A 24,974-nucleotide genomic window follows, 5' to 3' on the forward strand; every position below is an offset into this window, starting at 1 on the left:
GCCTCGGTGTCTCGTACGCACGGGTTCGCCCCGGTGATCCGCTCGGATCGGTGCCGCCCCTCACGGTGTGTGCCAGGGTGAGGGACGCTCGAAGGACTCGGTGAAGGGAACCGGTGTGGGATCCGGCGACGCGACGGTGCTGTTCGATCTGGACGGGGTCCTGGTGGACTCCGCGGAGACCATCCGCCTGGGATTGACCGCGTGGGCGCGCGCCCGGGGCGCGGTCCTGCTCCAGGTCACCTCCGACCGCGGGCGCGAAGACGCCCACCGGTTCTACGAGCGGCTCGGCCACACGACCTCGCATCCGGGCTTCAAGGAGTGGCTCACCTGACCGGATCGGTCCGGCCGTGGTCGCGATCGTGTCTGTCGCGGGAGGGCACGGCACGACACGATCAGGGCATGACAAGAGCACTCCTCGTGGTCGACACCCAGAAGTCCTTCCTCCGACGGGAGACCTGGCGGGCCTCCTCCAACCCCGACGTCGCCGACGACGTCGCCGCCCTCGTGGCGCACGCCCGAGGGCGCGGCGATCACGTGGTGTGGGTCCTGCACACCGAACCCGGGACCGGCAACGCCTTCGACCCCGCGCTCGGGTTCGTCGAGCTCATGGACGGGCTCACGGCCGAGGAGGGGGAGCCGGTCCTGCGCAAGACCGTGCACAGCGCCTTCGGCGGCACCGACCTGCAACGCCTCCTCAACGGGTGGGGGGTGTCGGAACTGGCGGTCTGCGGCATCCGCACCGAACAGTGCTGTGAGACCACCACCCGGGCCGCCTCGGACCTGGGCTACGACGTGACCTTCGTGGTGGACGCCACCGCCACCGAGCCCATCCAGGCGCCCGGTTCCCCGGCCGGGAGGCCGCTGGAGGAGATCCTCGCCGACCCCCGCACCCTGGGCACCGAGGAGGTCGTCACCCGCACCGTCTACGCGCTGTCCGGACGGTTCGCCCGTATCGCCACGGTCGCCGAGGTGGTCGACGTGGTCGACGTAGACTGACCGGATCGTGAGCGTCGTCGGTTTCCTCCTCACCCCGGGCGTGCACCTGTTGGACCTGGCCGGTCCGGCGCAGGTGTTCTCCACCGCGGCCGATCTGGGGCTCGGCTACGAGGTGCGCTACAGCGCGGCCCGCGAGGAGGTGGTCACGGCGCAGGGGCTGGCCCTGCGCGTGGCCACCGACGCCCTCGCGACCGGCCCGGAGGACCTGGTGCTGGTGCCCGGGTGGCGGGCGGGCGGCCGGGTGCCCTATCGGATCCTCACCGAGGGGCAGGCGGCGGCGCTGACAGCGCACCGCGCGGCGGGCGGGACCGTGGCGAGCGTGTGCTCGGGCGCCTTCGCCCTGGGGGAGGCGGGCCTGTTGGACGGGCGGCGCTGCACCACCCACCACGGCCTTCAGAACCTGCTGGCGCGCCGGTTCCCGCGCGCCCGGGTGGTGCCCGACGTGCTGTACGTGCCCGACGACGGGGTGATCACCTCGGCGGGCATCGCCAGCGGCATCGACCTGGCCCTGTACCTGGTCACCGCGCGGCACGGCCCCTCGGCCGCGGCGGCGATCGCCCGGGAGATGGTGGTGTACGCCCGTCGCAACGGCGACGAACCCCAGGCCGGGGTGATGTTGCGGCACCGGGGGCACCTGGTGGACGTGGTGCACCGGGTGCAGGACGTCATCGACGCCCGGTTCCACGAACCCCTGCCGTTGACGGAGCTGGCCGCGTCGGCGCGGGTGAGCGAACGGACGCTGACCCGCCTGTTCACGGCGGCGACCGGGCTCACCCCGCTGCGCTATCAGCAGGGGCTGCGGCTGGAACGGGCCGAGCACCTGATCGGCGCGGGCGAGACCGTGGAGGCCGCGGCCCGCGCCGTCGGGTTCCGCGACGCCCGGATGCTGCGCCGGTTGCGGTCACGCTCCGAGGCCGCCTGAGGCGACCTGCCGCTTCGGTGGCCGTCCGGTCGGGGTCCCCGGCGAGGACACGGCCTTCCCGGACACCCGGGAGGCATGGGATCGCCCGGCACCTCGCGCCCGCGCCTCCACGAGAACCCCTCTTCCCGAACGTCCTCGGATCCGGGCCGCGACCTCGCGCCCCTCGGAGGCCTCGGGGTCCCGCTCGTCCCCTGGCAGGGCTCAGTCGCCCGGGGTGGTCACCGGCACCAGGTCCTTCACCACCCTGGTGGGTTTGCCCGACAGCGACGACGCCACCCAGCGGTCGACCCCGGGAAGCGCCGCCAGACGCAGGAACATCCGCCGCAACCGCAACCGCGCGGGGGTGTCGGGGAGGAACCAGGAGGTCCCGGTCAGGGCCGCTCGCTGTCGCTCCTCCACCACAGGGCGCCAGCGCCGCTCGTAGCGGCGCAGCCCTTCGGCGACGTCGTCCGCGCGGGCCAGTTCGGCACCGAGCACGTACGCCCCGCCCATGCCCAGCGAGGCGCCCTGCCCCGCGAGCAGCGAGACCGCCTGGCAGGCATCGCCCAGGAGCACCGTGCGCCCACTGCTCCAGCGCTCCATCCGGATCTGGGCGACGTGGTCGTAGTAGACCTCCTCCGGGGGCGGGCACGCCTCCAAGGCGCGGGGCACCACCCATCCCAGCCCGGCATAGGTGCGGCGCAACGCCTCCCGGGGGTCGGCGGGCAGGGTCGTGTCCGGGGTGCGGTGCACGGTGAAGGCGGCCACGCGCTCCCCCTCCAGCGCGTACAGGCCCATCTGTGCGCCCAGGCTGTCGGTGAGGTGGAAACGGCCCCTGGTCGCGGCGTGGATACGGGCGTCGTCGAAGGTGTAGGCGGCGGTGTGGAAGCCCAGGTGGTGCAGGTACCGCTCCTCCGGACCGAAGACCATGTCGCGCACGGTGGAGTGGATGCCGTCGGCGCCCACCAGCAGGTCGGCCTCCAGGGTGCGGCCGTCGTCGAGGGTCACCCGGACCCCGTCCGCGTGTTCGGTGATCTGTCGCGGCCCGGTGCCGTAGCGCACCTCCACACCCGGGGGCAGCGCCTCGCTCAGGGTGAGTTCCAGGTCGGGGCGCATGATCGAGATCAGGGAGCCGCCCAGGGACCGGGCGAAGCGCTCGAAGCCCATCGAGGCCCGCGGCCTGCCGTCCTCGTCGACCAGGACGGCCTCGGTGATGTGGTGGCCCCTCTCGCGCAGGCGGGGCAGGATCCCCATCGCCTCGGCCGCGTCGTAGCCGGGGCCGAAGAAGTCGATCATGTAGCCCTGGGGGCGCGGGCCCGGGGCGCGTTCGACCAGGGTGACGTCCCAGCCGTGGTGGGACAGTCGGTGGGCCAGGGTCAGTCCGGCGATGCCGGCGCCCACGATGAGGGCTCTCATGCGGTTCTTCCTTGCGTGGAGTGGTCCGCCGCCGGAGGACGGCCGGCGTCGGGGGGGAGGAGGCGGCTCAGCACGGGGGCCGCGGTGGCCGCGTCCAGATGGGGATCGAGGGCGCGGTGCAGCATGACGCCGTCGATGGCCGAGGCCAGGATCCGGGCGGTGGCCTCGGGGTCGGCCACGCCGCCCGCGCGCAGCCAGTCGGCCAGCACCGCCCGGAAGCGTTGGAGGATCGCGGTGATGCCCCGGCGCAGTTCCTCATCGCGGGTGGCGGCCAGGTAGACCTCGACGAACAGGACCGAGGTGGGGTCGTCGCCGGGATAGGCCTCCAGCGCTCCCAGCATCAGTTCGAGTCCCTCGTGGGGGCTCGTGCCCTGGAGTCCGGCGGCGGCCTGCTCGGCGACGGCGGTCATGGAGTCCAGGGCGGCTTCGTTGAGCAGGGCCCGCAGTGAGGGGTAGTGGTAGTGCACGAGTCCGGGCCCCACGCCGGCCTGTTCGGCCAGGACGCGGGTGCTCACCGCGGACCAGCCGCGGTCGGCGATGAGGTGGGTGGCCGCTGCGAGCAGGCGCTCGCGCACCTGTCGGCCGCGTTCGGTGGTCATGCCGTTTTCCCGTCACGTTTCTTGGACACTTGCACTGGGCGATCGCCCAATTTCTACCCTGTCATGAACCCCGGGCCGCCGTACACCCCCGGACGTGGTTTTTCTGTCGGCCAGGCGGATCCGGGGACCGGAGGGGATCGGGGGCGGACGGGAGAACGGGCGGCCTCCTCCCCTCGACGAGGAGGCGGGTGGGGTCGATCGCCGCCGGGGACACGCCGGTGCGGAGGTGCTCTCACCACCGGCGTGCCCCGAGGACTCCGATCAGGCCCGCAGGGCCTCGACGAGCTCGTGCTCGTCGTCCTTGGACAGGTTGGTCTGGATGACCGTGGGGTTCACGGGCTTGAACGCGTCGACGACCCGGTCGGCGGTGGTGATGTCGGCGAGCAGGAAGACGGCCGCGCGGCCGTCTTCGAGATGGGAGCCGATCTGCTTGATCATGTCGTCGTCGATACCGATGTCGGTGAGCCTGCCCGCGACCGCGCCGGTGGCAGCGCCGACCGCCAGACCCAGCAGCGGGTTGAGGAAGATGAGGCCGATGAGGGTGCCCCACAGGGCGCCGCCCGCCGCGCCCACACCGGTGGTGCTCACGGTCTGCTGGATGCGGGGGCGTCCCTTGTCGTCCTTGTAGGCGTAGGCGGCGTCCTCCAGTCGGAGGAGTTGCCGCTTGTTGAGGTCGGCGGCGATGTCCAGGGCGCGTTCGGCGGTGTCGCGGTCGGTCACGCCGAGAACGATGAGCTGAGCCATGGGTGTGGGTTCTCCCGTCGTCGCCGGGCCCGTGATCGGACCCGATCAACGGAACCCTTCCCGGGAGCGGTTCGAGGCAAGGCCGGAGGATGTTCGACGAAGGGCAAAGTCGGCCCCTCACGGGGCCCGGGGCTCAGGCGCGGCGGGCCAGGAAGAGGCGGGTGACGTAGGGGATGCGGACGTTCCCGTCCGGGAAGTGCTCGCGGGCCAGGTCGGCGATGGCCTCGCGAGTGCGCTCCTCCCCGATGGCGCGGACGACCGCCGCCATCCTGCTGGAGGACATCGCGGTACCGATGAGACGGTCCGGGTCCAGGTCCCGGACCCAGCCCGCGGAGTACTCGACCGCGTCGACCAGGCCGTCCCGCGCGTTCATCTCGCCGATGGTGTCGTAGACCCGGTAGTCGCGCCGATAGTCGTCCCCGTACCTCTCCATGAGGCCCTCATAGGCGTCGACGAAGTCGCTCGCGGTCCAGTCACGGTCGTTGTTGAGGACGGCGACGGTGCCGCCGGGCGCGAGGAGGCGGGCGGCCTCGGCGTAGAAGGCGGGCCGGTCGAACCAGTGGACGGCCTGGGCGGCCAGGACCAGCGTCGCGGAGCCGTCGGGGAAGGGGATCGCCTCGGCCCGGCCGTCCACGTACTCGACGCCGTCGGCGTTCTCGGCGGCGGTGCCGCGCATGGCGTGACCGGGTTCGACACCGACGACCCGGGGCCCGGGGCCGAACAGGTGGCGCAGGGTCCGGGTGGAGATACCGGTGCCGGAACCGACGTCGAGCAGGAGCCGGGGTTCGGAGCGGATGGCACGGTCACCGGCCAGAACGTGTTCCCGGAGCCGTTCGGTGACGGCCTCGGGGTATCCGGGGCGGAAGCGACGGTAGTCGTCGGTGAGTCGGTCGAAGGCCTGGGTCCTGTCGGTCAACGGCGGTGCCTCTCCGGTGGCGGTGCGGCGACCCGCCCGGGAAGCGGGCCTCGACGCCAACCTAGCGGAGCGGGCGCCCCCCGCCCGAACGGGCTCCGCCTCCCCTGAGGGGCGGAGCCCGGGGAACGTCCACAGGGGCCGCGCACCTCGCGGACGGCCGTCAGGAGGCGGCGGGGCTGCGGTAGAGGGAGGGGCTGAGACCGGTGTGCTGCTTGAAGGCGGCACTGAAGGCGAAGGCGCTGCCGTAGCCGACACGGGCGGCGACGGCCTCCAGCCCCAGGTCCGGGCGGGCGGTGAGCAGGTCGCCGGCCACGGTGAGCCGCCAGGTGCGCAGGTAGGTCATGGGCGGGGTGCCCACCGCCCGCTGGAAGCGGTCGGCCAGGGTGGAGCGGGACACCGCGCAGACACGGGCGAGTCCCGCCAGCGTCCACGGCTCGGCCGGCTGTTCGTGGATGAGTTCCAGGGCTCGGGCGACCACCGGGTCGTGCCGGGCGTTGAGCCAGCTCGGGGCGTGATCGGGCGTGTCCTCGATCCAGGCCCGAACGGCCATCACCAGCAGACAGTCCAGGAGGCGGTCGTTGAGTCCGGACTGGGCGACGCGGGCGCTGGTGATCTCCCGGCTCAACAGGGACACCAGGGCCGGGTCGACCCGGTCCCCGGGCAGCACCGCCAGGCGCGGCAGCGCGGCCAGCGCCAGTCGGCCGACCTCGCTGTCGTCCTCGTAGGCGCCGACGATGAGCGTGTCGGGCCCGTCCGGGTCGTTGCCCCAGGTCCCGATGCCGTGGTGCAGGCTCACGTGGACCTCCGTCCCGTCGTCGGCGAAGCACCGCTGGCCGGGGAGGACGGTGATGGAGGGGGGCCGGTTCCGCGCGTCGGTGAGCGTGTAGGGATCCGGGCCGCGCATCAGGACCACGTCGCCCTCCCGCGCCTCGGTCCCCCCGTCCCCCGGGTCCACCCACACCCGGCCGGAGGTGACCACGATGAGGGTCAGGGACGAACCGTCGAGCAGGCGGATGCCCCAGGGCGGTCGCATCACCACGCGGAGGGTGAACGCGCCACGGGCCCGGGGGCCGTCGAGGAGATGGGCGAGCGGATCCATACCCCGACCCTATGTCAGACGATCTCTTATGTTCTCCGGTATCCGAACCATGTTCCGTCCGGCCCCGGACTGATGAACTCAAGTCATGAACGAGAACACGATCCATGAGCACATCCTCGTCACCGGCGGCACCGGCATGACCGGCCGCCGCGTGACCGCGCTCCTCACCGAGGCCGGGGTCCGGGTCCGGGTCGGCTCCCGGGCCGGCGAGCCGCGCTTCGACTGGCACGAGCCCTCCACCTGGGACGCCGTCCTGGACGGGGTCACCGGCGTCTACCTCTGCTACCACCCCGACCTGGCCTTCCCCGGAGCCGCGGAGGCGGTGACGGCGTTCGCCGAGCGCGCCGCCGCCGCGGGGGTGCGGCGGATGGCGCTGCTGTCCGGCCGGGGCGAGAAGGGAGCGCAGAACACGGAGGACATGGTCCTGGCCGCCTTCCCCGACACGACCGTCCTGCGCTGTTCGGTGTTCGCCCAGGACTTCTCGGAGAGCTTCTTCCTGCCCCCGCTGCTGGAGGGAGCCCTCGTCCTGCCGATGCCCGACATCCCCGAACCGTTCGTGGACCTGGACGACGTCGCCCGGGTGGCCGTGCGTTCCCTGACCGAGGACGGGCACGGCGGCGCGATCCATGAGCTGACCGGCCCCGAGGCGATCACGTTCACCGAGGCGGTGCGCGTGGTGGGCGAGGTGTCCGGGAGGCAGGTCCGTTTCCAGGAGGTGTCGGCGGAGGAGTTCGTCGCGACGATGGCCTCGGCGGGCGCCCCCGAGGAGTTGGCGCACGGCCTGGTCGGTCTGCTGGAGGAGATCCTGGACGGCCGCAACGTCGAACCCACCGACGGGATCGAGCGCGTCCTGGGCCGCCCGGCGACACCGTTCGCGGAGTACGCGCGCCGCGCCGCCGACGCCTGGCGCCAGGTGGACTGACCGCGGAGGTCGGGTACGGCCCGGCAGCGATCCGACAGCGGGAGAGGGCCTCCGACAGAGGTGTGGATCGTCCGGGTCAACACCTGAAGTAGGTCAGGAGGCCCTCCGCGGCCCCCTTCTTCGGCCCTGCGGTGAACACGCCGTGGAAGAGCGGTGGGCGAGGCGTCGGGGGTCGTCCGGCCACGGGCCGGGCGGCCCCCGGAGATGGGCGCGGGGTGGGCAGAGGGTGGGCGGAGTGGCGCGGGCGGGACGGCGGGTGGGCCTCTCCTGACGAACGAGGTGTCGGTCATCGGCCGTCCCGGGGGGCGGATTTCGGGGCGCGCGCGGCGGGTCACGGGGCGGGCGACGCGGGAACCATCCGCGAACAGCGAGAACACGGACGTCGGAACCGTACGCTCTACCCATCGTGCACCCCGTTCCCCGCCAGGGGACCGGCCACGGCCACCCACCGACGTACGGAGACCTCGTGAGCGATCGAGAGCGCGACCGGCCGCGCATGACCAAGGGGGAACGCACCCGGCAGCGCATCATCGAGGCCGCCACCGAGCTCTTCTCCCGGTCGGGCTACCGCGCGGTGTCCCTGAGGGACATCGCCGCGCAGGCCGGGCTCACGCACGCGGGCCTCCTGCACCACTTCCCCAGCAAGGAGGCCATGCTCATCCACGTGTTGAGCAGGCGCGACGAGGTCGACGCGCCCCTGGTGCTGGAACCGGACCTGACCCCGGAACGGTTGGTCTCGAACATCATCGGGATCGTGGAGCGCAATGTCGGGACACCCGGCCTGGTATCGCTCTACGTCAACCTGTCCGCCGAGGCCACCGACCCCGCCCACCCCGCCCACACCTACTTCTTCCACCGCTACCGCATCCTGCGCGAGCACCTGGTCGGGGCGTTCTCCGTGCTGTTGGCCGACCTTCCCGGCTCCCCCTCCCCCGAGACCGCGGCGCAGCAGTTCCTGGCCGTCCAGGACGGTCTCCAGATCCAGTGGTTGCTGGAACCGGAGACCGTGGACATGCGCGCCGGTGCCGTGGCGTTCCTGCGTTATCTCGGTATCGACGTGGTGGAGGAGGGCCCGACGTCCGAGGGCGCCTGAGACCCGCGCCCAAGGGCGGGGACATCCCCCGGTCTCCTCCGGAGCACGAGGCGTACGAGGTCCCGGCCCCGGGCGGGCCGCCGCGGCGCGGCTAACGTGAACGTGCCCGCACCCGGTCGTCGGAGAGTCGTCACGTGTCCACGTTGGAGAAGTTCCAGAGCCTGTTCGTGGCCGCCGCCGCCCTCTGCGGGCTGTGCGCCGGCCTGCTGTGGCCGATCGGCGACGCCGCCGGGCACCTGGTGACGCCGGCGCTGATGCTCATGCTGGCGGCGGTGTTCGCACAGGTCGACGCCGCCCACGTGCGCGAGGCCGGGGCGGCCCGGCGGGTGGTCCTGGCGAGCCTGGTGCTCAACTTCGTCGTCACCCCGCTGCTGGCCTGGGGACTGGGCGCGGGCCTGCTGGGCGGGGCCCCGGATCTGCGGATCGGTCTGTTGCTGCTGCTCGTGACCCCGTGCACCGACTGGTACCTGGTGTTCACCCGGCTGGGACGGGGTCACATGGGGGTGGCCGCCGCCGTGCTCCCGATCAACCTCGTGCTCCAGCTGCTCCTGCTGCCGGCCTACGTGCTGCTGCTCGGGGGCGAGGCCGCGATGATCGACACCGGAACGCTGGTGGAGGCGGTGCTGCTGGTCCTGGTGGTGCCGTTGGCGGCTGCGGTGCTCGCCCGGTGGTCGGCCGCCCGGTGGAAGGGCGCGGCCTGGCGGGACGAGGTGCTGGTGGACCGGGCCTCGGGCGCGGTGCTGCCGTTGCTGTACCTGGCGGTGGCGGCCATGTTCGCCTGGCAGGCCCGCACCGTGGTCGGGCACGGCGGTGCCCTGGTGGCGCTGGTACCGCCGCTGGCGGTGTTCTTCGTGGTGGCCCCGCTGCTGGCGGTGCTCACGGCGCGGCTGCTGCGGCTGCCCGGAGACCAGCGGGTGGCCCTGGTCATGACCACGGTGGCACGCAACTCACCGATCGCGCTGGCGATCGCCGTGGTGGCCTTTCCGGACCGGCCGCTCATCGCGGTCGCCCTGGTCGCCGGGCCGCTCCTGGAACTACCGGTGCTGTCCCTGCTCTCACGCGTGGTCCGGGTCCGCGAGGGGGCTCGCGATTCGTCCCCGTAGGCCCCTCCGGTCACGGTGAACACAAGATCCCCTTGCGACACGGGAACCGGCGGAGTGCGAAGCCCCCGGAGCGGGTAACGGATGACCGTCCGGACATGACGTCCGGCTCCCCCATCACCCCCCCGGGAGACCTCGTGAAGTTGTACGCCGACCGCCCCGTCCGCGCCCTGTTCCAGTTGACCTCCGACGCGTTGGCCGTGCTGTGGGTCTACCTGTGGGTGAACGCGGCCTTGGAACTGCGCGAGATCATCAACCGACTCGACCGGCCCGGCGAGCTCATGAGGAGCACCGGCCAGGGGTTCAGCGAGCACATGGACAAGGCCGCCGAGCAGGCCTCCAAGGTGCCCCTGGCCGGGGAGAGCCTGGCCGTCCCGTTCACGAACATGAGCGAGACGGGCGAATCCCTCACCGCCGCCGGCGACTCCTTCCGGGAGACCGTGGCCTCGCTCGCCACCACCCTGCCCCTGCTGGTGGCGGCGGTCCCGGTCCTGCTGGTCGCCACGACGTGGCTGCCCGCCCGGGCCCGGTGGATCGCCCGCGCGAGCGCGGTCCGGCGTTCGGGCGGGATGTCACCCGAGGCCCGCGCCCGGTTGCTGGCGCTGCGCGCCCTGACCACCGCTCCCCCGGCCCGGCTGGCCGCGATCCACGAGGACCCCGCCGGGGCCTGGCGGTCCGGGGACGCCGCCACTCTGGACCGGTTGGCCGCCCTGGAACTGCGCCGGATGGGCCTGAAGGCGCGCTGACCCCGCCCCTCGATCCCGGTCGGACGGGGCCGCGCCGGACCGCCGTGGTGATCGCCGCCGTGCGACCCCCCGGGCCGAGCCCGTCGAAGACGTGCACCGGACGGGTCCTCTCGGCTTCGCCGAGGACGGACGCCCGCGGGTCCTGGACCGGGCCCGGGACCCGATCGGCCGGTTCCGGCCATGCGGGAGGCCCGGGGCGTGTCGGGGGCCACGCCTACGCTGAGGACCATCCACCCCGAGGAGCCGCACATGCACCTGTCCGCCCTGCTGGACTTCGACGTCCTACCGCTCGACACCGTGGACGCCGTGGCCGTCCTGCTCGACATCACCGCACCCGAACGCGAGGAGGACACCGAACGTCCCGCCGCCACCCTCCAGATCGTCCTGGACACCAGCGGCTCGATGCACGGCGGGCGGCTGGACGGGGCCGTGAACGCGCTGCTGGGGCTGATCGACCGGCTCGCCCCCGCCGACAACTTCGGGGTGGTGTCGTTCGACACCCAGGCCCGGGTGGAGGTGCCCTGCGGTCCGCTCACCGACAAGGCCGCGACGCGGCGGATCATCGGGGCGCTGCGGGCGGGGGGCGGCACCGACCTGTCGAGCGGGCTGCTGCGCGGTGTCCAGGAGGCCCGCCGTGCGGGCGGGGGGAGCGGCGCGACCCTGCTGCTCATCTCCGACGGGCACGCCAACCACGGCGTCACCGACCACGACCTGCTGCGGCAGGTGGCCGCCGACGCCTACGGCACCAAGGTCACGGTGGCCACGCTCGGCTACGGTCTGGGCTACGACGAGGCCCTGCTGGGCGCGGTGTCCGAGGGCGGCACGGGTAGCGCCCTGTTCGCCGAGGACCCCGACACGGCGGGCGGGCTGATCGCCCAGGAGGCGGAGTACCTGCTGGCCAAGAGCGCGCAGGCGGTGTCGCTGCGGATCCCGGCCGGCGAGCGCGTGCGGGCGGTGGGCGTGGTCGGCGAGATGCCCTCCCATCGACTCCCGGACGGGTCGGTGGTGGTGGAGCTGGGCGACTTCCACTCCGGCGAGGAGCGCAGACTGCTGCTGCGACTGGACGTGCCCGGTGTGTCGTCGCTGGGGACCGTCACCCTGACGACGTTGGAGGCGACCTACGTCGATCCGTCGACCCTGACCACCTACACGGCGAAGCTGCCGATCAGTGTGAACGTGGTGCCGGGCGACGAGGCCGCCGGACGGGTGCCGCGCCCGGAGGTGCGTACCGAGGAGGCGTTGCAGCGGGCGCAGACCGCCAAGAAGCGGGCGAGCGAGGCGCTGCGGCGGGGCGACCGGGCCGAGGCGGCCCGCCTGCTGGAGGAGGCCGGGCAGAACCTGGACGACCTGGACCCGCCGAGCCCCTTCGCGGGCGGCCCGGCTCCGGGCGGACGTCCGGCCGGGCCACCGCCGGCGGCAGCCGCGCAGGCGGCCGAACTGCGGAACATGGCGCGCATGGCGCGGGAGGACGACATCTCGCGCGCCGCCAAGACGACCTACGCCAGCCAGTCCGGGTACACGCGCCAACGCGGCCGATACGAACAGCGGGCCCGGACCGACCCGGGCTCCCCGAATCCGCAGGCCCAGACGCCCCCGCGGACTCCGCCCCCGCCCGTCCCCGGCGGGCGGCCGGGCGGGGACGGCACCCCCGGCCGGATCAGCGGCCAGGACCCCGACCGACGGCTCTCCGCTCCCGACGACGATCAGGACACCACGACGGAGTCCTGATCAGGGCCGTCAAGGCACCTGGTAGAAGGAGTCCCGCACGTCGGTGACGGCCATGTGCCCCGGGGCGTGCCCGATGGCGAACTCCGGGGCCGAGGCCGTCACCGCGGCCTGCGGGGTGACCCCGCAGGCCCAGAAGACGGGGATCTCGCCCTCCCCGACCTCGACGGGGTCGCCGTAATCGGGGCGGGACAGGTCGGCGATGCCCAACCCCGCGGGGTCGCCCACGTGGACCGGGGCGCCGTGCACCGCCGGATAGCGCGAGGTGACGCGCACGGCGTCGGCCACCCGGTCCGCCGGGATCGGCCGCATGGACACCACCAGGGGTCCCCGGAACCGTCCGGCCGGACGGCACTCCCGGTTCGTGCGGTACATGGCGACGTTGGTCCCCGCCTCGATGTGGCGCACCGGGACGCCCGCCTCCAGCAGCGGCGTCTCGAACGTGAAGCTGCATCCGATGAGGAAGGCCACCAGGTCGTCCCGCCACAGGTCGGTGACGTCGGTGCGCTCCTCCGTGAGTTCACCGTGCCGGTACACCCGGTAGGCGGGCAGGTCGGTGCGCAGGTCACCGCCGAACACCGACGCCGACACCTCGCCCGGCTCGGTCACGTCCAGGATCGGGCACGGCTTGGGGTTGCGCTGGGCGAACAACAGGAAGTCGAAGGCGGCCTCCCTCGGCAGGGCGATGAGGTTGGCCTGTGCGTAACCGGGGGCGAACCCCGAGGTGGGGGTCTCCAGCCCGGCGCGGAACAGGGCGCGGGCCCGCTCCGGGGTCAGTTCGGACGGGTTCAACGGGACCTCTCCCTCAGAGCGTGAAGCGGATCGCGGTACCCGGCCGTGCCTGGGCGGCCAGGGGCAGGTCGGCGGAGCGCACCACCGCGATCACCGGGTACCCACCGGTCACCGGGTGATCGGCCAGGAACAGGACGGGCTCGCCGGTGGGCGGCACCTGGAGGGAGCCGGGGACCATCCCCTCACTGGGCAGTTCGCCGTCGCGGGCGCGGTCCAGGACCGGGCCGGACAGGCGGGCGCCCACCCGGTCGCTGCGGGAGGTGACCTCGTAGGCGGAGGCGAGCAGGGTCGTCAGGGCCCCGTCGGTGAACCAGTCCCGGCGCGGCCCGGGGACGACGCGCAGGGTGGTCTGCGGTCCGCCCACCGCGGGGACGGGCACCAGGTCCACGTTGGGGAACCCGGGGGGAGGCGGGCCGACGGGCAGTACCGTGCCGGGCGCGGGCAGGTCGGGGCCGAGCCCGGCCAGGACGTCGGTGCTGCGCGAACCCAGGACCGGTGGAACGTCCACGCCCCCGCGCACGCCCAGGTAGGTGCGCAGGCCCCGGGCCGGTGTTCCCATGACGAGTTCGGCGCCGTCGGACAGGCACAGCACGCTGTTCATCGCGGCCCCGCGGCCGTCCACCCGGAGAGGAGTGTCGGCCCCGGTGACGGTGACGGTGAGGGGCCCTCGGGCGCGCACCCGCAGTCCGCCCAGGGTGACCTCCAGGGCGGCGGCGCCCGCCGGGTTGGCCAGCATCCGGTTGGCCAGGGCGTAGGAGGCGGCGTCGGCGGCTCCGGAGCGTCCCACGCCCAGGGCGGCGTGGCCGAACCGGCCGGCGTCCTGGACCGTGGCCATGGGTCCGGTCGCCACGATCTCCAGGGCCCTCACGACGTCTCCTCGAAGCGGACGCGCACACCCGGGCGCAGCAGGCCGGGCGGGTCGCGTTCCAGGTCCCAGACGCGCTCCTCGGTGCGGCCGAGCAGCTGCCAGCCGCCGGGGGAGCTGCGCGGGTACACGCCGGTGAACTCCCCGGCCAGGGCGACCGATCCGACGGGGACCCGGGTACGGGCCTCGGCCCGGCGGGGCACGTGCAGGCGCTCGTCGTCGCACACCATGTACCCGAACCCGGGGGCGAAGCCGCAGAAGGCGACGGTCCAGGTGGCGGCGGTGTGCGCCGCGACGACGCCGCGCGGGGTGAGGCCGGTCAGCCGGGCGACGTCGGCGAGGTCCTCCCCGTCGTAGATCACCGGGACGACCACGGTCTCCCCCTCGGCGGGTCCGTCCACCGGGGCGAGGGGGACCTCGCGCACGGCGGCGGCCACCGCGTCGGGATCGGCCCCGGGAACGAGCCGCAGCAGCACGGTACGGGCCGCCGGGACGACGTCGGCGACGCCGGGGAGGGGACGGGCGTCCAGCGCCGCGCCCAGGGCGATCACCTCGGTCAGGTCGGCGACCTCCACCAGCACACCGCTGTCGGCACAGGTCAGCACACGCACAAAGCCTCCTTCGGGCCCGGGTCGCGGCGGGTCGGGCCGCATCCTGTCGGGAGAACGGTCACACGCGGGTGAAGGGTGCCAGGGTGACACCTTCGGCGCGCAGCCGCTCGGCCACCGCGCGGGCGATGGCGACCGCCCCGGGGCTGTCGCCGTGGACGCACAGGGAGTCGGCGTCGATGAGGATCTCGGAGCCGTCGATGGCCGTGACGGGTTCGCGGCGGGCGATGCGCAGGCAGCGCTCCGCGATCTCCTCGGGGTCGTGCAGGACGGCGCCGGGTTCGCGGCGGGAGACCAGGGTGCCCTCGGGGGTGTAGGCGCGGTCGGCGAACGCCTCCCGGTGGACGGGCAGTCCGGCCCGCCGAGCCAGGCGCAGGAACGCCGAGCCGGGCAGGCCGAGGACGGGCAGGTCGGGGTCGAAGGCCCGGACGGCCTCGACCACGGCGGCGGCCTGTTCCTCGTGGTGGACGATCGTGTTGTAGAGGGCGCCGTGCGGTTTGACGTAGCGGACGCGGTCGCCGGCCAGGCGGGTGAACGCCGACAGCGCGCCCAGCTGGTAGAGGACGTCGTCGGTCAGTTCGGCGGGCGGGACGTCGATGAACCGGCGGCCGAACCCGGCGAGGTCGCGGTAGCCGACGTGGGCGCCGACCGCCACGCCCTCGGCGGCGGCGTCGGCGGTGGTGCGGCGCAGCACGGAGGGGTCGCCCGCGTGGAAGCCGCAGGCGACGTTGGCGCTGGTGACGATGGACAGCAGGGCCCGGTCATCGCCGAGTTCCCAGCGGCCGAAGCCTTCGCCGAGGTCGGAGTTGAGGTCGATGCGCACGTCGGTGCTCCTCGTTTCGCGTTCGTTGGGCGGCGTCCGCCCCGGCGGGGGGTCACGCCGGGGCGGGGGCCGCTACTGCCAGAGGGAGGCGATGCCGCCCAGGGCGTTGACGGCCATGTAGAGGGTGAGCGCCCAGGCGAGCACACCGATGACGATCAGCCACACGGGGTACCGGTACCCGCCCAGCAGGTCCCGGGAACGGCGGGCCGCCACCCAGAGCATGATGCCCAGACCGACCGGCAGGATGACGCCGTTGAGGGCGCCGGCCAGGATCAGCAGGGTGGTCGGGGCCTGGCCGGAGACCAGGAGGATGGCCAGCGAGACCGCGATGAACGCGGTGACCAGGAGGCCGCGGTGCCTCTCCAGACGCCAGTGGAAGGTGGAGACGAAGGAGATCGAGGTGTAGGAGGCACCGATCACGGAGCTGACCGCGGCGGCCCACATGATCACGCCGAAGAGGCGCATGCCCGCCTCGCCCGCGGTCTGGAGGAAGGCCTCGGCGGAGGGGTTGGGCGCGTCCAGGATGGCGACTCCGCCGGAGACCACTCCGAGGATGGCGAGGAAGAGCAGCACCCGCATGACGCCGGTGACGATGATGCCCAGCACGGAGGTGCGGGAGATCGCGGCGATGTTCTCGGGGCCGCCCTGGCCGGCTTCGATGAGGCGGTGGACGCCGGCGTAGGTGATGTAACCGCCGACGGTGCCGCCGATGATGGTGACCGTGGCGAGGAAGACGTCCGTGCCCAGGTGGTCGGGGATCACGGACTGGCGGAGCGCGTCACCGACCGGGGGGTCGGAGATGACGGCGACGTAGAGGGTGAGGGCGATCATCGCCACGCCGAGCACGACGAGGATGCGGTCCAGGGCGACGCCGAGCCTCTTCACTCCGAGGATGACGACGGCCAGCAGGGCGGAGATGACCGCGCCGATCCTCGGGTCCAGGCCGGTCATGGCGTTGAGCCCCAGCCCGGTGCCCGCCAGGTTGCCGACGTTGAAGATCAGGCCGCCGAAGACGATGAGGAGGGCGAGCAGGTAGCCGGCCCCGGGGAGGACCCTGTTGGCCAGGTCCTGGGCGCGCATGTTCGAGACGCCGACGACGCGCCAGATGTTCAGCTGGACGGCGATGTCCACCAGGATCGAGACGAGGATCGCGAACGCGAACGTGGCGCCGAGCTGCGCGGTGAACTGGGTGGTCTGGGTGATGAAGCCGGGGCCGATGGCGCTGGTGGCCATGAGGAACATCGCGCCGAGCAGGGTGCTGCTCAGCGCGATCCGCCCGGGACGGGGGCGCACCCTCACGGGTGCCGGGGGCGTGTCGCCCATGGATCTCTCCTGGGGGTGCGAGGTGGAGACGAACGTGACGCGGACCACTCCACGCTCGTTGGATTGTTGAACAATACTTCAATCCAACAAGATGAGTAAAGAGTGCGTGAGCAGAAAACGCTGGTCAGCGACACAGCCGCTGTCCACCTTGGCCGACACAATTCATAGGATCATCCAATGAGCTGTTTCCGGCGGTCGAACCGCCCGGGAACGCTCCGTATCGGCGACAATGGGAGAACGCGCACCCCTCCCGTAAGGAGCCCACGTGACGGCCACGGACGACCGCATCGGCAGGCCCACCGGCCGGACACGGCTCCTGCCGCCGTTGCCCAGCCAGGCCGAGCGGGTCGCCGAGCTGCTGCGCGAGGCCGTGATCGACGGCGATCACCCGCCCGGTCGACGCCTGTCCGAGGAACGGCTGTGCGAGGAACTCGGCGTCTCCCGCAACACCCTGCGCGAGGCGTTCCGCCTGCTCGTCCGCGAGCGCCTGGTCGTCCACCAGATGCACCGGGGGGTGTTCGTCAGCCTTCCCGACAGCGAGGACGTCCGCGACCTGTTCAACGCGCGCCGTTCCCTGGAACTCCCCGCCGTGCAGCGCGCGGTCGATCCCACCGCCGAGTCCGTGGCCGTGGTCGGCCGCGCCGTGGACGAGGGCGAGGCGGCCCGCGACGCGGGCGACTGGTGGGGCGTGGGCACCGCGAACATGCACTTCCACCAGGCCTTGGCGGGGCTGGCGGGCAGCGCGCGCATCGACGAGTTCATGAGCCGGGTCCTGGCCGAGACACGGCTGGTCTTCCACGTGATGGACGCGCCCCGGGAGTTCCACGCCCCCTACCTGGACTGGAACCGGCGCATCCACACCCTGCTCGTCGCAGGGGACAACGAGGGCGCGGCGGCCGAGCTGACGACCTACCTGGACACCTCCGAGGAACAGTTGGTGACGGCCTTCGTCGCCCGTGAGACCGGGGGCGACCGACCGGCGGGGACGACCCCGTAGCGGTGGTCGACGCCCTGACCGGTGCGTTCGCCGCGCGTCCGGAACGAGGGAGGCGAAAGCCCCGTGACGCAGGTCCCGAAGTGTCATGATGGGCGCGCAATGGAACTGAACGGACGCCCCGCCACCACGGGGGAGATCGCCTCTCTCGCCCTCCACGGCTACGGCCACTTCACCACGATGCTCGTCACCGACCTGCGCGTACGCGGACTGGACCTGCACATGGAACGGTTGCGCCGGGACTGTCGCGCCCTGTTCGGCACCGACCTGGACATCGCCCGGGTGCGCGAACTGGCGCGGCGCAGCGCCCGCGCGCACCCCTCCCCCGCGGTGATCCGGGTGACCGTCTTCGATCCGGGCCTGGACCTGGGTCGGCCCGCCAGGCGCAGCCTTCCGCAGATCCTCGTCACCGCACGCCCGGCGCCCGACCCCGGGCGCACGCCCACCCCGCTGCGGCTGGGCGTGCGCCCGTACACCCGGGACAGCCCCCAGGTGAAGGGCACCGGCCTGTTCGGCGCCATCCGCCAACGGCGGTCCGCCCAGTTGGACGGCCACGACGACGCCCTGTTCAGCGGGGTGGACGGCCGGGTGTCGGAGGGGCCCACCTGGAACATCGGCTTCCTCGACGGCGGTGGCCTGGTCTGGCCGCAGGCGCCCGCGCTCTCGGGGGTGACGGCCCGGCTGGTGGGCCGACTCTCCGAGGACATGGGCGTCCCGGTCTCCACCCGTCCGCTGTCCGTGGCGGCGGCCACCCGCATGGCCGGCGCTTTCGTGACCAACGCCGTCAGCGGGGTGCGCGCCGTGACCTCCATCGACGGGACACGCCTGCCCCCGGCCGCGCTCACCACCAAGCTGGCCGCCGCCTACCGGAACCTGCCCGGCGATCCGCTGTGAACCCGGGTCAGGCCCCGGCGGCGCGGGCCCGTCCCGGCCACCAGGTGCGCGGGCCGACGTCCAGGGCCAGCGCGGGCACCAGGAGGGTGCGCACGATCAGCGCGTCCACCAGCACGCCGAAGGCGACCAGGAACGCCAGCTGGAGGAGGAACAGGAGCGGGATGACGGCCAGCGCGGCGAAGGTGACCGCCAGCACCACGCCGGCGGAGGTGATGACCCCTCCGGTGACGGCCAGGGCCCGCAGCACCCCGTCGCGGTGGCCGTGTACGAGGGTCTCCTCCCGGGCGCGGGCCATGAGGAAGATGCTGTAGTCGATGCCCAGCGCCACCAGGAACACGAACGCGAACAGCGGCACCACCGGGTCGGCCCCCGGCAGGCCCAGGACGTGGTCGAAGACCAGGGTGCCCACGCCCAGTGCGGTGGCGAACGACAGCACGTTGGCGGCCATGAGCAGCAGCGGGGCCACCAGCGCGCGCAGTAGGACGATGAGCACCAGCAGGACCACCACCAGGACCAGGGGGACCACCACGGCGAAGTCGCGCTGGGCGGTCTCCAGGGTGTCCAGGTCCGTGGCGGTGACGCCGCCGACCAGGGCTCCGGCCTCCGGCGCGTCCTCGGCCAGCCGTTCGCGCAGGTCTCGGACGGCGTCCACGGCCTCGGGCGACTCCGGTCCGACGGTGAGGACCGCCTCGACGAGGGCCCGGCCGTCCACCGTCAGCGGGGGGAGGTCGGCGCCGGGAGGTCCGGGCTCGGTGACCGCCGTCGCCTCCTCCACCATCGGAGAGGACTCGGCCGCGGCGATGACGTCCTCGACGTGATCGGCGTCCGTGACCACCAGGGCCGGGGCTGCCGCCGCGTCGGTGCCGAAGCCGCGGTCGAGCACCTCCTGGGCGTCGACCGCCTCCACCTCGGTGCGGAAGACCTCGGCCTGTCCGGTGCCCTCGGCGCTGAAAGAGGGCGCGAACACGGCCGCCGCCGCCAGGAGCGCGGTGGTCGCGATCCACAGGGCGCGTGGACGACGGGAGACCAGGGAGGCGATCCGCCCCCACAACGGGTGGGCCGCCATGACCCGGTCGGTGTCGCCGCCGGTCTCCTCGGTGGGCCGGTGCGGGGCGGTGGGCCAGAACACGGCCCGCCCGCACAGGGCGAGCACGGCGGGCAGGAAGGTCATGGCCGAGAGCACGGCCGCGCCGATGCCGATGGCGACGACCGGACCGAGGCTGCGGGTGGAGGCCAGGTCGGCGGCGAGCAGGCACAGCAGACCCAGGACGACGGTGCCGGCGGAGGCCAGGATCGGGCCGGTGACCCCGCGTACGGCCGCCAGGACGGCGTCGGGGATCCGGTCGCGCAGGGCCAGTTCCTCCCGGTAGCGGGCCACGAGCAGCAGGGCGTAGTCGGTGCAGGCGCCCACGACCAGGATGAAGAGGATGCCCTGGCTCTGGCCGTTGAGGCTGACCAGTCCGGTTTCGGCGGCCACGTACACCAGGGCCCCGGACAGGCCGAGGGCGAGCAGGGACGCCAGGACGACGAGGATCGGCAGCAGGGGTGAGCGGTAGACGACCACGAGGATGACCAGCACCGCCGAGATCGCCACGATGAGCAGTGTGGAGTCGATGCCGGCGAAGGCCTCGGTGAGGTCGGCGGCGTACCCGGCGGGCCCGGTGACCTGCACGGTCAGCCCTGCGACGGGATCCTCGGCCAGGAGCGCGCGCAGCTCCTCGACGGCGTCGGAGGTCTTGTACCCGGAGTCGATGGGGACGACGGCCTGGGCGACCGAGGCGTCCTCGGTCCCGGGGAAGGGGCCGACGACGTCACCGGAGATCCAGGGTTCGGCCCCGATCCCCTCCGTGACGTCGGCGATGCCCGCCAGGTCGTCCTCGGTGAGGTCGGCCGTCCCCTCCCAGACGACGATCGCGGGGACGGCGTCCTGCCGGTCGAAGTCCTCGGCGATCCGGGTGACCTCGGTGGACTCGGCGCCCACCGGGAGGAACGCCGACCGGTCGTTGGTCTGGACCTCGCCCAATCGTCCCAGGAACGCGCCGAGCGGTCCCGCGCCGGCCAGCCAGACGAGGGCGACCAGCAGGGCCGCCCCGATCCACCAGCGCGACCGGCCCACCGGTCGTCTCTCCTCGTTCACGTGCGTTCCCCTCCACCGCGACCCCTAAGCCACGGAAAACAAGTATCTCGATTTGCGAGGTTTTACGGAACGCGACTCTACACCGTTCCGGCGTCTGGGAACGGCGGGGAGGGTCCTCAGGCGGAGACCGGGGCGCGGGCCTCCCGCTCGGCGGCCTCGGCCATGTTGCGCGACATCGATCCGAAGACCACCCCGTGGAAGGGCGTCACCGCCTTCCAGTACAGATGCCCCAGCAGGCCCCGGGGACAGAACAGCCCGCGCTGGCGCAGGAACGTGCGTCCTTCACGGCGTTCCACCGTGAACTCCAGCCACGCCGGACCGGGCAGCCGCATCTCCGCGCGCAATCGCAGCAGTTCCCCCGGCACCACCTCCTCCACACGCCAGAAGTCCAGGGAGTCGCCCACCCGCAGTCGGCCCGGGTCGCGACGCCCCCGGCGCAGGCCGACCCCGCCCACCGCCAGGTCGATCCACCCGCGCGCGGCCCAGGCCAACGGCCACGAGTACCAGCCGCGCGTCCCGCCGATCCCCTCGACCACGCGCCACACCGCCTCCGGCGGCGCGGGCACCTCCCGCACGCGTTCGTCGGTGTACAGGCTGCCGCCCGCCCAGTCCGGGTCGCTGGGCAACGGATCCGACGGCGCGCCCGCCCAGGCCGCCGAGGTCCACCGGGTGTCCACCCGGGCCTCGGCGGTGCGGCGCAGCGCCAGTTCCACCGCTCGGTCGAAACCGAGGCGGGCGTGGTCGTCGAGCAGGTCGGACAGGTCGTCCTCGCCGCACACCGCGTCATGGCGCAGTGACTCCACCAACGGGCGGGCGATGGCCGGCGGCACAGGGGTGACCAGTCCGACCCACAGACTCGACAGTCCCGGGGAGAGCACCGGAACGGGGAGGATCCAGCGCGGTCGCAGACCCGCCGCCTTCGCGAACCGCTGGATCATCTCCGCGTAGGTCAGGACGTCGGGACCGCCGACGTCGAAGGTGCGGTCGCACTCCGGCGGCAGTTCGGCCGCCTCCACCAGCAGGCGCAGCACGTCGCGCACGGCGATCGGCTGCACCCGGCTGCGCACCCACCGGGGCGTGGTCATCATCGGCAGGCGCTCGGTGAGGTACCGCAGCATCTCGAAGGAGGCCGACCCCGACCCGAGGATGACGGCGGCCCGCAGGACGGCGGCGGGCACCGGCGCGTCCAGCAGGATGCGGCCGACCTGTTCCCGGGACGACATGTGGTCCGACAGGCGGACCCCCTCGGGGGCCAGCCCGCCGAGGTAGACCAGGCGCCGCACCCCCGCCTCGGCGGCGGCGTCGGCGAAGTGCCGCGCCCCTCGGGCGTCGGTGTCGGAGAAGTCGCGCCCTCCGGACATGGAGTGCACCAGGTAGTAGGCGACCTCGACGCCCTCCAGGGCCGCGGCCAGCCCCTCCCCCGAGGCCACGTCGCCCCGCGTCACCTCCACCCGGTCCCGCCACGGGTGATCGCGGAGCTTGTCGGGGTCGCGGGCCAGGCAACGGACCCGGTACCCGGCGTCCAGCAGGAGCGGGACCAGCCGTCCGCCGATGTACCCGGTCGCCCCGGTGACCAGGGCCGTCCGACCGCTCATCGGGCCGCCCCGCTCAGGCGGCGGTCACGGCGCCGCTCACGGTACAGCCGGTACGGGTTGTCGTGCGGCAGACCGCCGGTGAACCGGCCGTACATGCCCACGGTGAGCAGGGCGATACCGACGACGAGGCTGAAGATGACGTTCGGCATCGAGAACGCGAGGATGTTGTTCGCGGTGTCCATGAGGAAGAGATTGACCAGTCCGCTCACGATGAAACCCGCACCGACGAGTACGGACACCGTCGATGAATAGGTCCCGCCCACCACCATCGCGCACAGCAGGAGCGATCCGATGGCCACCGACAGGAAGCCGAGCGCGCCGTTGGTGGTGAGTCCGGCGACGACCTCGCCCCGGGTGTCGAACAACGGCAGGCGCACGAAGAGGCTGGTGACGCCGAAGCCCACGAGCACCAACCCGAGGAGCCCGGCCCCGATGCGATGGACGATGGCGAGGCGCGGGTCGGCCGAACGTGTGGTGTCCAGGTCCATGATGTCCCTCCCTTTCGGTGTCCTCGCAGCTAGAGTCGGTGGTGAGTGAAGAGCGCGGCAACTCGCGGCGCTTGTGCAACGCTTGGGGTGTCATGTCGGACGCACTGTCCCCCGGGGCGACCGCCCGCCTGCTCGGGATCGCCCCCTCCACGCTGCGCAGTTGGGACCACCGTTACGGGATCGGGCCCCGCGAGCGCAGTCCCGGCGGGCACCGCCGCTACGCGCCCGAGGACGTGGCCCGGCTGCGCGAGCTGTGCCGGCTGGTCGGCGAGGGACTGCCCCCGGCGGTGGCCGCCGAACGGGTGCTGACCGGCCCCGGGCGCGTCCCCGCGCCCCGCGTCGGCGAGCGCCGTCCGGACGGGCGACCCGGCGGGTACACGCTGCCGCTGGGCGGAGGCGCCCCCGCCCTCCAGGGCGCCGCCCGGGCCGCGATGCGGCTGGACGCCGACCTGGTGGAAACGCTCATCGAACGGTCCCTGCGCGCACGCGGGGTGATCGCCACCTGGGAGGACCTGGCGATGCCGCTGCTCTACGGGATGGGCCGCAAGTGGGAGGACACCCGCAGCCACGTGGAGGTGGAGCACCTGCTGTCGTGGTGCGTCTCCTCCGCGCTGCGGCGGGTGCCGGCGCACCCCGACCCGATCCCGCCGGACGCCCGGCCGGTGGTCCTGGCCTGTGCCCCCGAGGAGACGCACAGTCTTCCGGTGGAGGCGCTGGCCGCCGCCCTGCGCGAACGCGGCGTCCCCCGCCTCGTGCTGGGCCCGTGCACCCCCGTGGACGCCACGGTGCGGACGGTGCGCCGCACCGCGCCCCGAGCGGTGGTGCTGTGGTCCCACGTCGGCGACGCCGACGGCGTGCGGGCCCTGCGGGAGACCGCCCGCGCCGCGGCGGCCTCACCCCAGGCGGTGACGGTCTACACGGCCGGGGCGGGCTGGCGTTCGCTCAACGCACGGGCCGATGGCGGGCATCTGGGGTCGCTGCCGGAGGCGATGCGGGTGCTCGCCCCGGAGTGAGGGCCGAGCGCGCCGAGTACCACAGGTGGTCCAGCGCGGTCAGGGACATGGCGGCGATCGGGGTGCTCAGGCCCAGGGCCAGTTCGCGGGGCAGGCGGGTGCCGCCGTCGAGGAAGGCCAGTACGTCGCCGAGCCGTTCGGGGGCGAGCAGGTCGGTGAAGAACTCCGCTCCCCGCACACGCCCGGTGGCCAGTGCCCGCAGCAGTACCGCGTCCATGGCCAGATGGCGCCGGCGGTGCGGGACCGGCGGCACCGGCACCCGCCCCCGTTCGAGGGCGGCGGCCACGGCCTCGGTCTGGCGCAGCACCCCGCTGAACGTGTACCCGGTGGAGGGGCGGGTGGCGCCGCCCGCGCCGCCGATCCGGAAGACCCGCCGTCCGACGCGGGTGCGCAGGGCCGCGTCGGTCATGGGGATGACGCCCTGCTCGGCGTCGGTCACCTCGAACCCCTCCAGGCCCAGCCGCGCGCAGTGCTCGGCCAGGTGTCGGTCGTACTCCTCGGTGGTGAGCGGCTCGGGCCCGAACTCGGTGTACTCCACCAGCGCCTCACGCGCCGACAGCGGCAGCACGTACGCGAAGGCCACCGCGTTCTCCGGCTGGGGCGGCCGGAAGTCCATCAGCACCGCCGCCTCGGGGTCGAAGGAGTCGGCGGGGGTGCGCACGAACCAGCCCCGGAAGTGCTGGAGCAGCAGGGTGCGGCCGACCGGAAGGGGCCGGGGCGGTCGGGAGTCGAACACCCAGCGGGCGGTCGACCGGGCGACGGACCCGTCGGGCAGAACCCCGGACACCACGGCGCGGTCGGCCCCGTCGAGGACCTCCTCCACCAGCAGCGGGACCTGCTCGACCCGGTCGCCGAACCCGGCCCTGACGTGGGCTTCCATGGCGGTCGAGCGCAACATCTTGTACACGTAGGGGTCGGCCGGGGCGGTGGCGGCGGCGCCGTCGGGGCCCACCACGGTCAGGTGCCGCCAGCGGGCGGCCAGCAGGTGGTCCCAGTCGCCGCCCTCCGGCTCCCAGAAGCACCAGGTGCGCGGGGGCGGGGTGTGCGGACCGGGCGGGGGCTCCATCAGGGCGACACGCACCGGCCCGCCTCCGGGGTGGTTGACGCCCACCAGGCGGTGGGCCAGGGTGAGCCCTGCGGCTCCCCCGCCGACGATCACCACATCATGGTCGTTCATACCCCCAC

25 protein-coding genes are annotated in these 24,974 nt (G+C 73.4%); 11 read left to right on the forward strand and 14 right to left on the reverse strand.

The genetic code is table 11. The features are described from left to right. Nucleotides 1–115 precede the first annotated feature (115 nt). From RM479_RS27615 to RM479_RS19705, 3 genes are all read left to right on the forward strand, one after another. On the forward strand, nucleotides 116–331 hold the full coding sequence (locus RM479_RS27615) for a GNAT family protein (protein WP_397222644.1): 216 nt from the start codon (nucleotides 116–118) through the stop codon (nucleotides 329–331). A gap of 68 nt (nucleotides 332–399) precedes the next feature. Continuing rightward, entirely contained in the window at nucleotides 400–996 is a 597-nt protein-coding gene (locus RM479_RS19700; RefSeq protein WP_311513190.1) for an isochorismatase family protein, read from the forward strand. Between the two features lie 7 nt (nucleotides 997–1,003). Beyond that, nucleotides 1,004–1,918 (forward strand): GlxA family transcriptional regulator, encoded by a 915-nt coding sequence (locus RM479_RS19705; RefSeq protein ID WP_311513191.1) that lies wholly within the window; start codon nucleotides 1,004–1,006, stop codon nucleotides 1,916–1,918. A gap of 201 nt (nucleotides 1,919–2,119) precedes the next feature. Here the strand turns inward: RM479_RS19705 and RM479_RS19710 are convergent, their stop codons facing one another. From RM479_RS19710 to RM479_RS19730, 5 genes are all read right to left on the reverse strand, one after another. Further along, entirely contained in the window at nucleotides 2,120–3,313 is a 1,194-nt protein-coding gene (locus tag RM479_RS19710) for an FAD-dependent oxidoreductase (RefSeq protein ID WP_311513192.1), read from the reverse strand. Beyond that, nucleotides 3,310–3,912: a TetR/AcrR family transcriptional regulator gene (locus tag RM479_RS19715; RefSeq protein ID WP_311513193.1), complete on the reverse strand. Its 603-nt coding sequence runs from the start codon at nucleotides 3,910–3,912 to the stop codon at nucleotides 3,310–3,312. The genes RM479_RS19710 and RM479_RS19715 overlap by 4 nt, the downstream gene beginning before the upstream one ends. 261 nt (nucleotides 3,913–4,173) lie before the next feature. Beyond that, nucleotides 4,174–4,656, reverse strand: coding sequence for a DUF1269 domain-containing protein (locus tag RM479_RS19720; protein WP_311513194.1), 483 nt, complete (start codon nucleotides 4,654–4,656; stop codon nucleotides 4,174–4,176). 133 nt (nucleotides 4,657–4,789) lie between these two features. Then, entirely contained in the window at nucleotides 4,790–5,572 is a 783-nt protein-coding gene (locus tag RM479_RS19725; RefSeq protein WP_311513195.1) for a class I SAM-dependent methyltransferase, read from the reverse strand. 160 nt (nucleotides 5,573–5,732) lie between these two features. Then, a complete protein-coding gene (locus RM479_RS19730) occupies nucleotides 5,733–6,671 on the reverse strand; it encodes an AraC family transcriptional regulator (protein WP_274808901.1) in 939 nt (312 codons plus the stop codon). 85 nt (nucleotides 6,672–6,756) lie between these two features. On the opposite strand from RM479_RS19730, the gene RM479_RS19735 reads away from it, so the two are divergent. The 5 genes from RM479_RS19735 to RM479_RS19755 all read left to right on the forward strand — a co-directional run bounded on the left by RM479_RS19735 (nucleotide 6,757) and on the right by RM479_RS19755 (nucleotide 12,260). Beyond that, nucleotides 6,757–7,593, forward strand: coding sequence for an NAD-dependent epimerase/dehydratase family protein (locus tag RM479_RS19735; protein ID WP_311513196.1), 837 nt, complete (start codon nucleotides 6,757–6,759; stop codon nucleotides 7,591–7,593). Nucleotides 7,594–8,059: 466 nt separating this feature from the next. After that, on the forward strand, nucleotides 8,060–8,686 hold the full coding sequence (locus tag RM479_RS19740) for a TetR/AcrR family transcriptional regulator (RefSeq protein ID WP_311513197.1): 627 nt from the start codon (nucleotides 8,060–8,062) through the stop codon (nucleotides 8,684–8,686). Nucleotides 8,687–8,820: 134 nt separating this feature from the next. Further along, a complete protein-coding gene (locus tag RM479_RS19745) occupies nucleotides 8,821–9,789 on the forward strand; it encodes an arsenic resistance protein (protein ID WP_311513198.1) in 969 nt (322 codons plus the stop codon). 134 nt (nucleotides 9,790–9,923) lie between these two features. Then, complete coding sequence (locus RM479_RS19750; RefSeq protein ID WP_311513199.1) at nucleotides 9,924–10,532, forward strand: hypothetical protein; 609 nt, start codon at nucleotides 9,924–9,926, stop codon at nucleotides 10,530–10,532. A gap of 249 nt (nucleotides 10,533–10,781) precedes the next feature. Continuing rightward, entirely contained in the window at nucleotides 10,782–12,260 is a 1,479-nt protein-coding gene (locus RM479_RS19755; protein ID WP_311513200.1) for a vWA domain-containing protein, read from the forward strand. Between the two features lie 9 nt (nucleotides 12,261–12,269). On the opposite strand, the gene RM479_RS19760 is transcribed toward RM479_RS19755, so the two are convergent. The 5 genes from RM479_RS19760 to RM479_RS19780 form a co-directional block, all read right to left on the reverse strand. Then, a complete protein-coding gene (locus RM479_RS19760) occupies nucleotides 12,270–13,049 on the reverse strand; it encodes a putative hydro-lyase (protein ID WP_311513201.1) in 780 nt (259 codons plus the stop codon). Between the two features lie 13 nt (nucleotides 13,050–13,062). Then, on the reverse strand, nucleotides 13,063–13,917 hold the full coding sequence (locus RM479_RS19765; RefSeq protein WP_311513202.1) for a 5-oxoprolinase subunit C family protein: 855 nt from the start codon (nucleotides 13,915–13,917) through the stop codon (nucleotides 13,063–13,065). Continuing rightward, a complete protein-coding gene (locus tag RM479_RS19770; protein ID WP_311513203.1) occupies nucleotides 13,914–14,525 on the reverse strand; it encodes a 5-oxoprolinase subunit B family protein in 612 nt (203 codons plus the stop codon). Before RM479_RS19770 ends, RM479_RS19765 begins: the two co-directional genes overlap by 4 nt. Before the next feature lie 58 nt (nucleotides 14,526–14,583). Further along, the gene (locus tag RM479_RS19775; protein ID WP_311513204.1) at nucleotides 14,584–15,345 is read right to left on the reverse strand and encodes a LamB/YcsF family protein; all 762 of its coding nucleotides are present in this window, start codon (nucleotides 15,343–15,345) and stop codon (nucleotides 14,584–14,586) included. Nucleotides 15,346–15,417: 72 nt separating this feature from the next. Next, nucleotides 15,418–16,668 (reverse strand): NRAMP family divalent metal transporter, encoded by a 1,251-nt coding sequence (locus RM479_RS19780; protein ID WP_311513205.1) that lies wholly within the window; start codon nucleotides 16,666–16,668, stop codon nucleotides 15,418–15,420. A gap of 265 nt (nucleotides 16,669–16,933) precedes the next feature. Between RM479_RS19780 and RM479_RS19785 the strand changes: the two genes are divergently transcribed. Both RM479_RS19785 and RM479_RS19790 read left to right on the forward strand, forming a co-directional pair. Then, nucleotides 16,934–17,665, forward strand: coding sequence for a GntR family transcriptional regulator (locus RM479_RS19785; RefSeq protein ID WP_311513206.1), 732 nt, complete (start codon nucleotides 16,934–16,936; stop codon nucleotides 17,663–17,665). A 99-nt stretch (nucleotides 17,666–17,764) separates the two neighbouring features. Then, entirely contained in the window at nucleotides 17,765–18,556 is a 792-nt protein-coding gene (locus RM479_RS19790) for an aminotransferase class IV family protein (protein WP_311513207.1), read from the forward strand. 7 nt (nucleotides 18,557–18,563) lie between these two features. Here RM479_RS19790 and RM479_RS19795 read toward each other — a convergent pair whose 3' ends face one another. From RM479_RS19795 to RM479_RS19805, 3 genes are all read right to left on the reverse strand, one after another. Beyond that, complete coding sequence (locus tag RM479_RS19795) at nucleotides 18,564–20,693, reverse strand: MMPL family transporter (RefSeq protein ID WP_311513208.1); 2,130 nt, start codon at nucleotides 20,691–20,693, stop codon at nucleotides 18,564–18,566. 116 nt (nucleotides 20,694–20,809) lie between these two features. Next, entirely contained in the window at nucleotides 20,810–22,288 is a 1,479-nt protein-coding gene (locus tag RM479_RS19800; protein WP_311513209.1) for an SDR family oxidoreductase, read from the reverse strand. Next, on the reverse strand, nucleotides 22,285–22,776 hold the full coding sequence (locus tag RM479_RS19805; RefSeq protein WP_274808886.1) for a DUF4383 domain-containing protein: 492 nt from the start codon (nucleotides 22,774–22,776) through the stop codon (nucleotides 22,285–22,287). The genes RM479_RS19800 and RM479_RS19805 overlap by 4 nt, the downstream gene beginning before the upstream one ends. A 92-nt stretch (nucleotides 22,777–22,868) precedes the next feature. Here RM479_RS19805 and RM479_RS19810 point away from each other — a divergent pair, with 92 nt between their 5' ends. Continuing rightward, a complete protein-coding gene (locus RM479_RS19810) occupies nucleotides 22,869–23,789 on the forward strand; it encodes a MerR family transcriptional regulator (RefSeq protein WP_311513210.1) in 921 nt (306 codons plus the stop codon). Here the strand turns inward: RM479_RS19810 and RM479_RS19815 are convergent. Further along, nucleotides 23,719–24,966: a lycopene cyclase family protein gene (locus RM479_RS19815; RefSeq protein WP_311513211.1), complete on the reverse strand. Its 1,248-nt coding sequence runs from the start codon at nucleotides 24,964–24,966 to the stop codon at nucleotides 23,719–23,721. The two genes, RM479_RS19810 and RM479_RS19815, sit on opposite strands and share 71 nt — an antisense overlap. Between the last annotated feature and the right edge of the window lie 8 nt (nucleotides 24,967–24,974).

Origin of the sequence: Nocardiopsis lambiniae (genome assembly GCF_031845465.1) — a bacterium.
Lineage (GTDB): Bacteria > Actinomycetota > Actinomycetes > Streptosporangiales > Streptosporangiaceae > Nocardiopsis > Nocardiopsis lambiniae.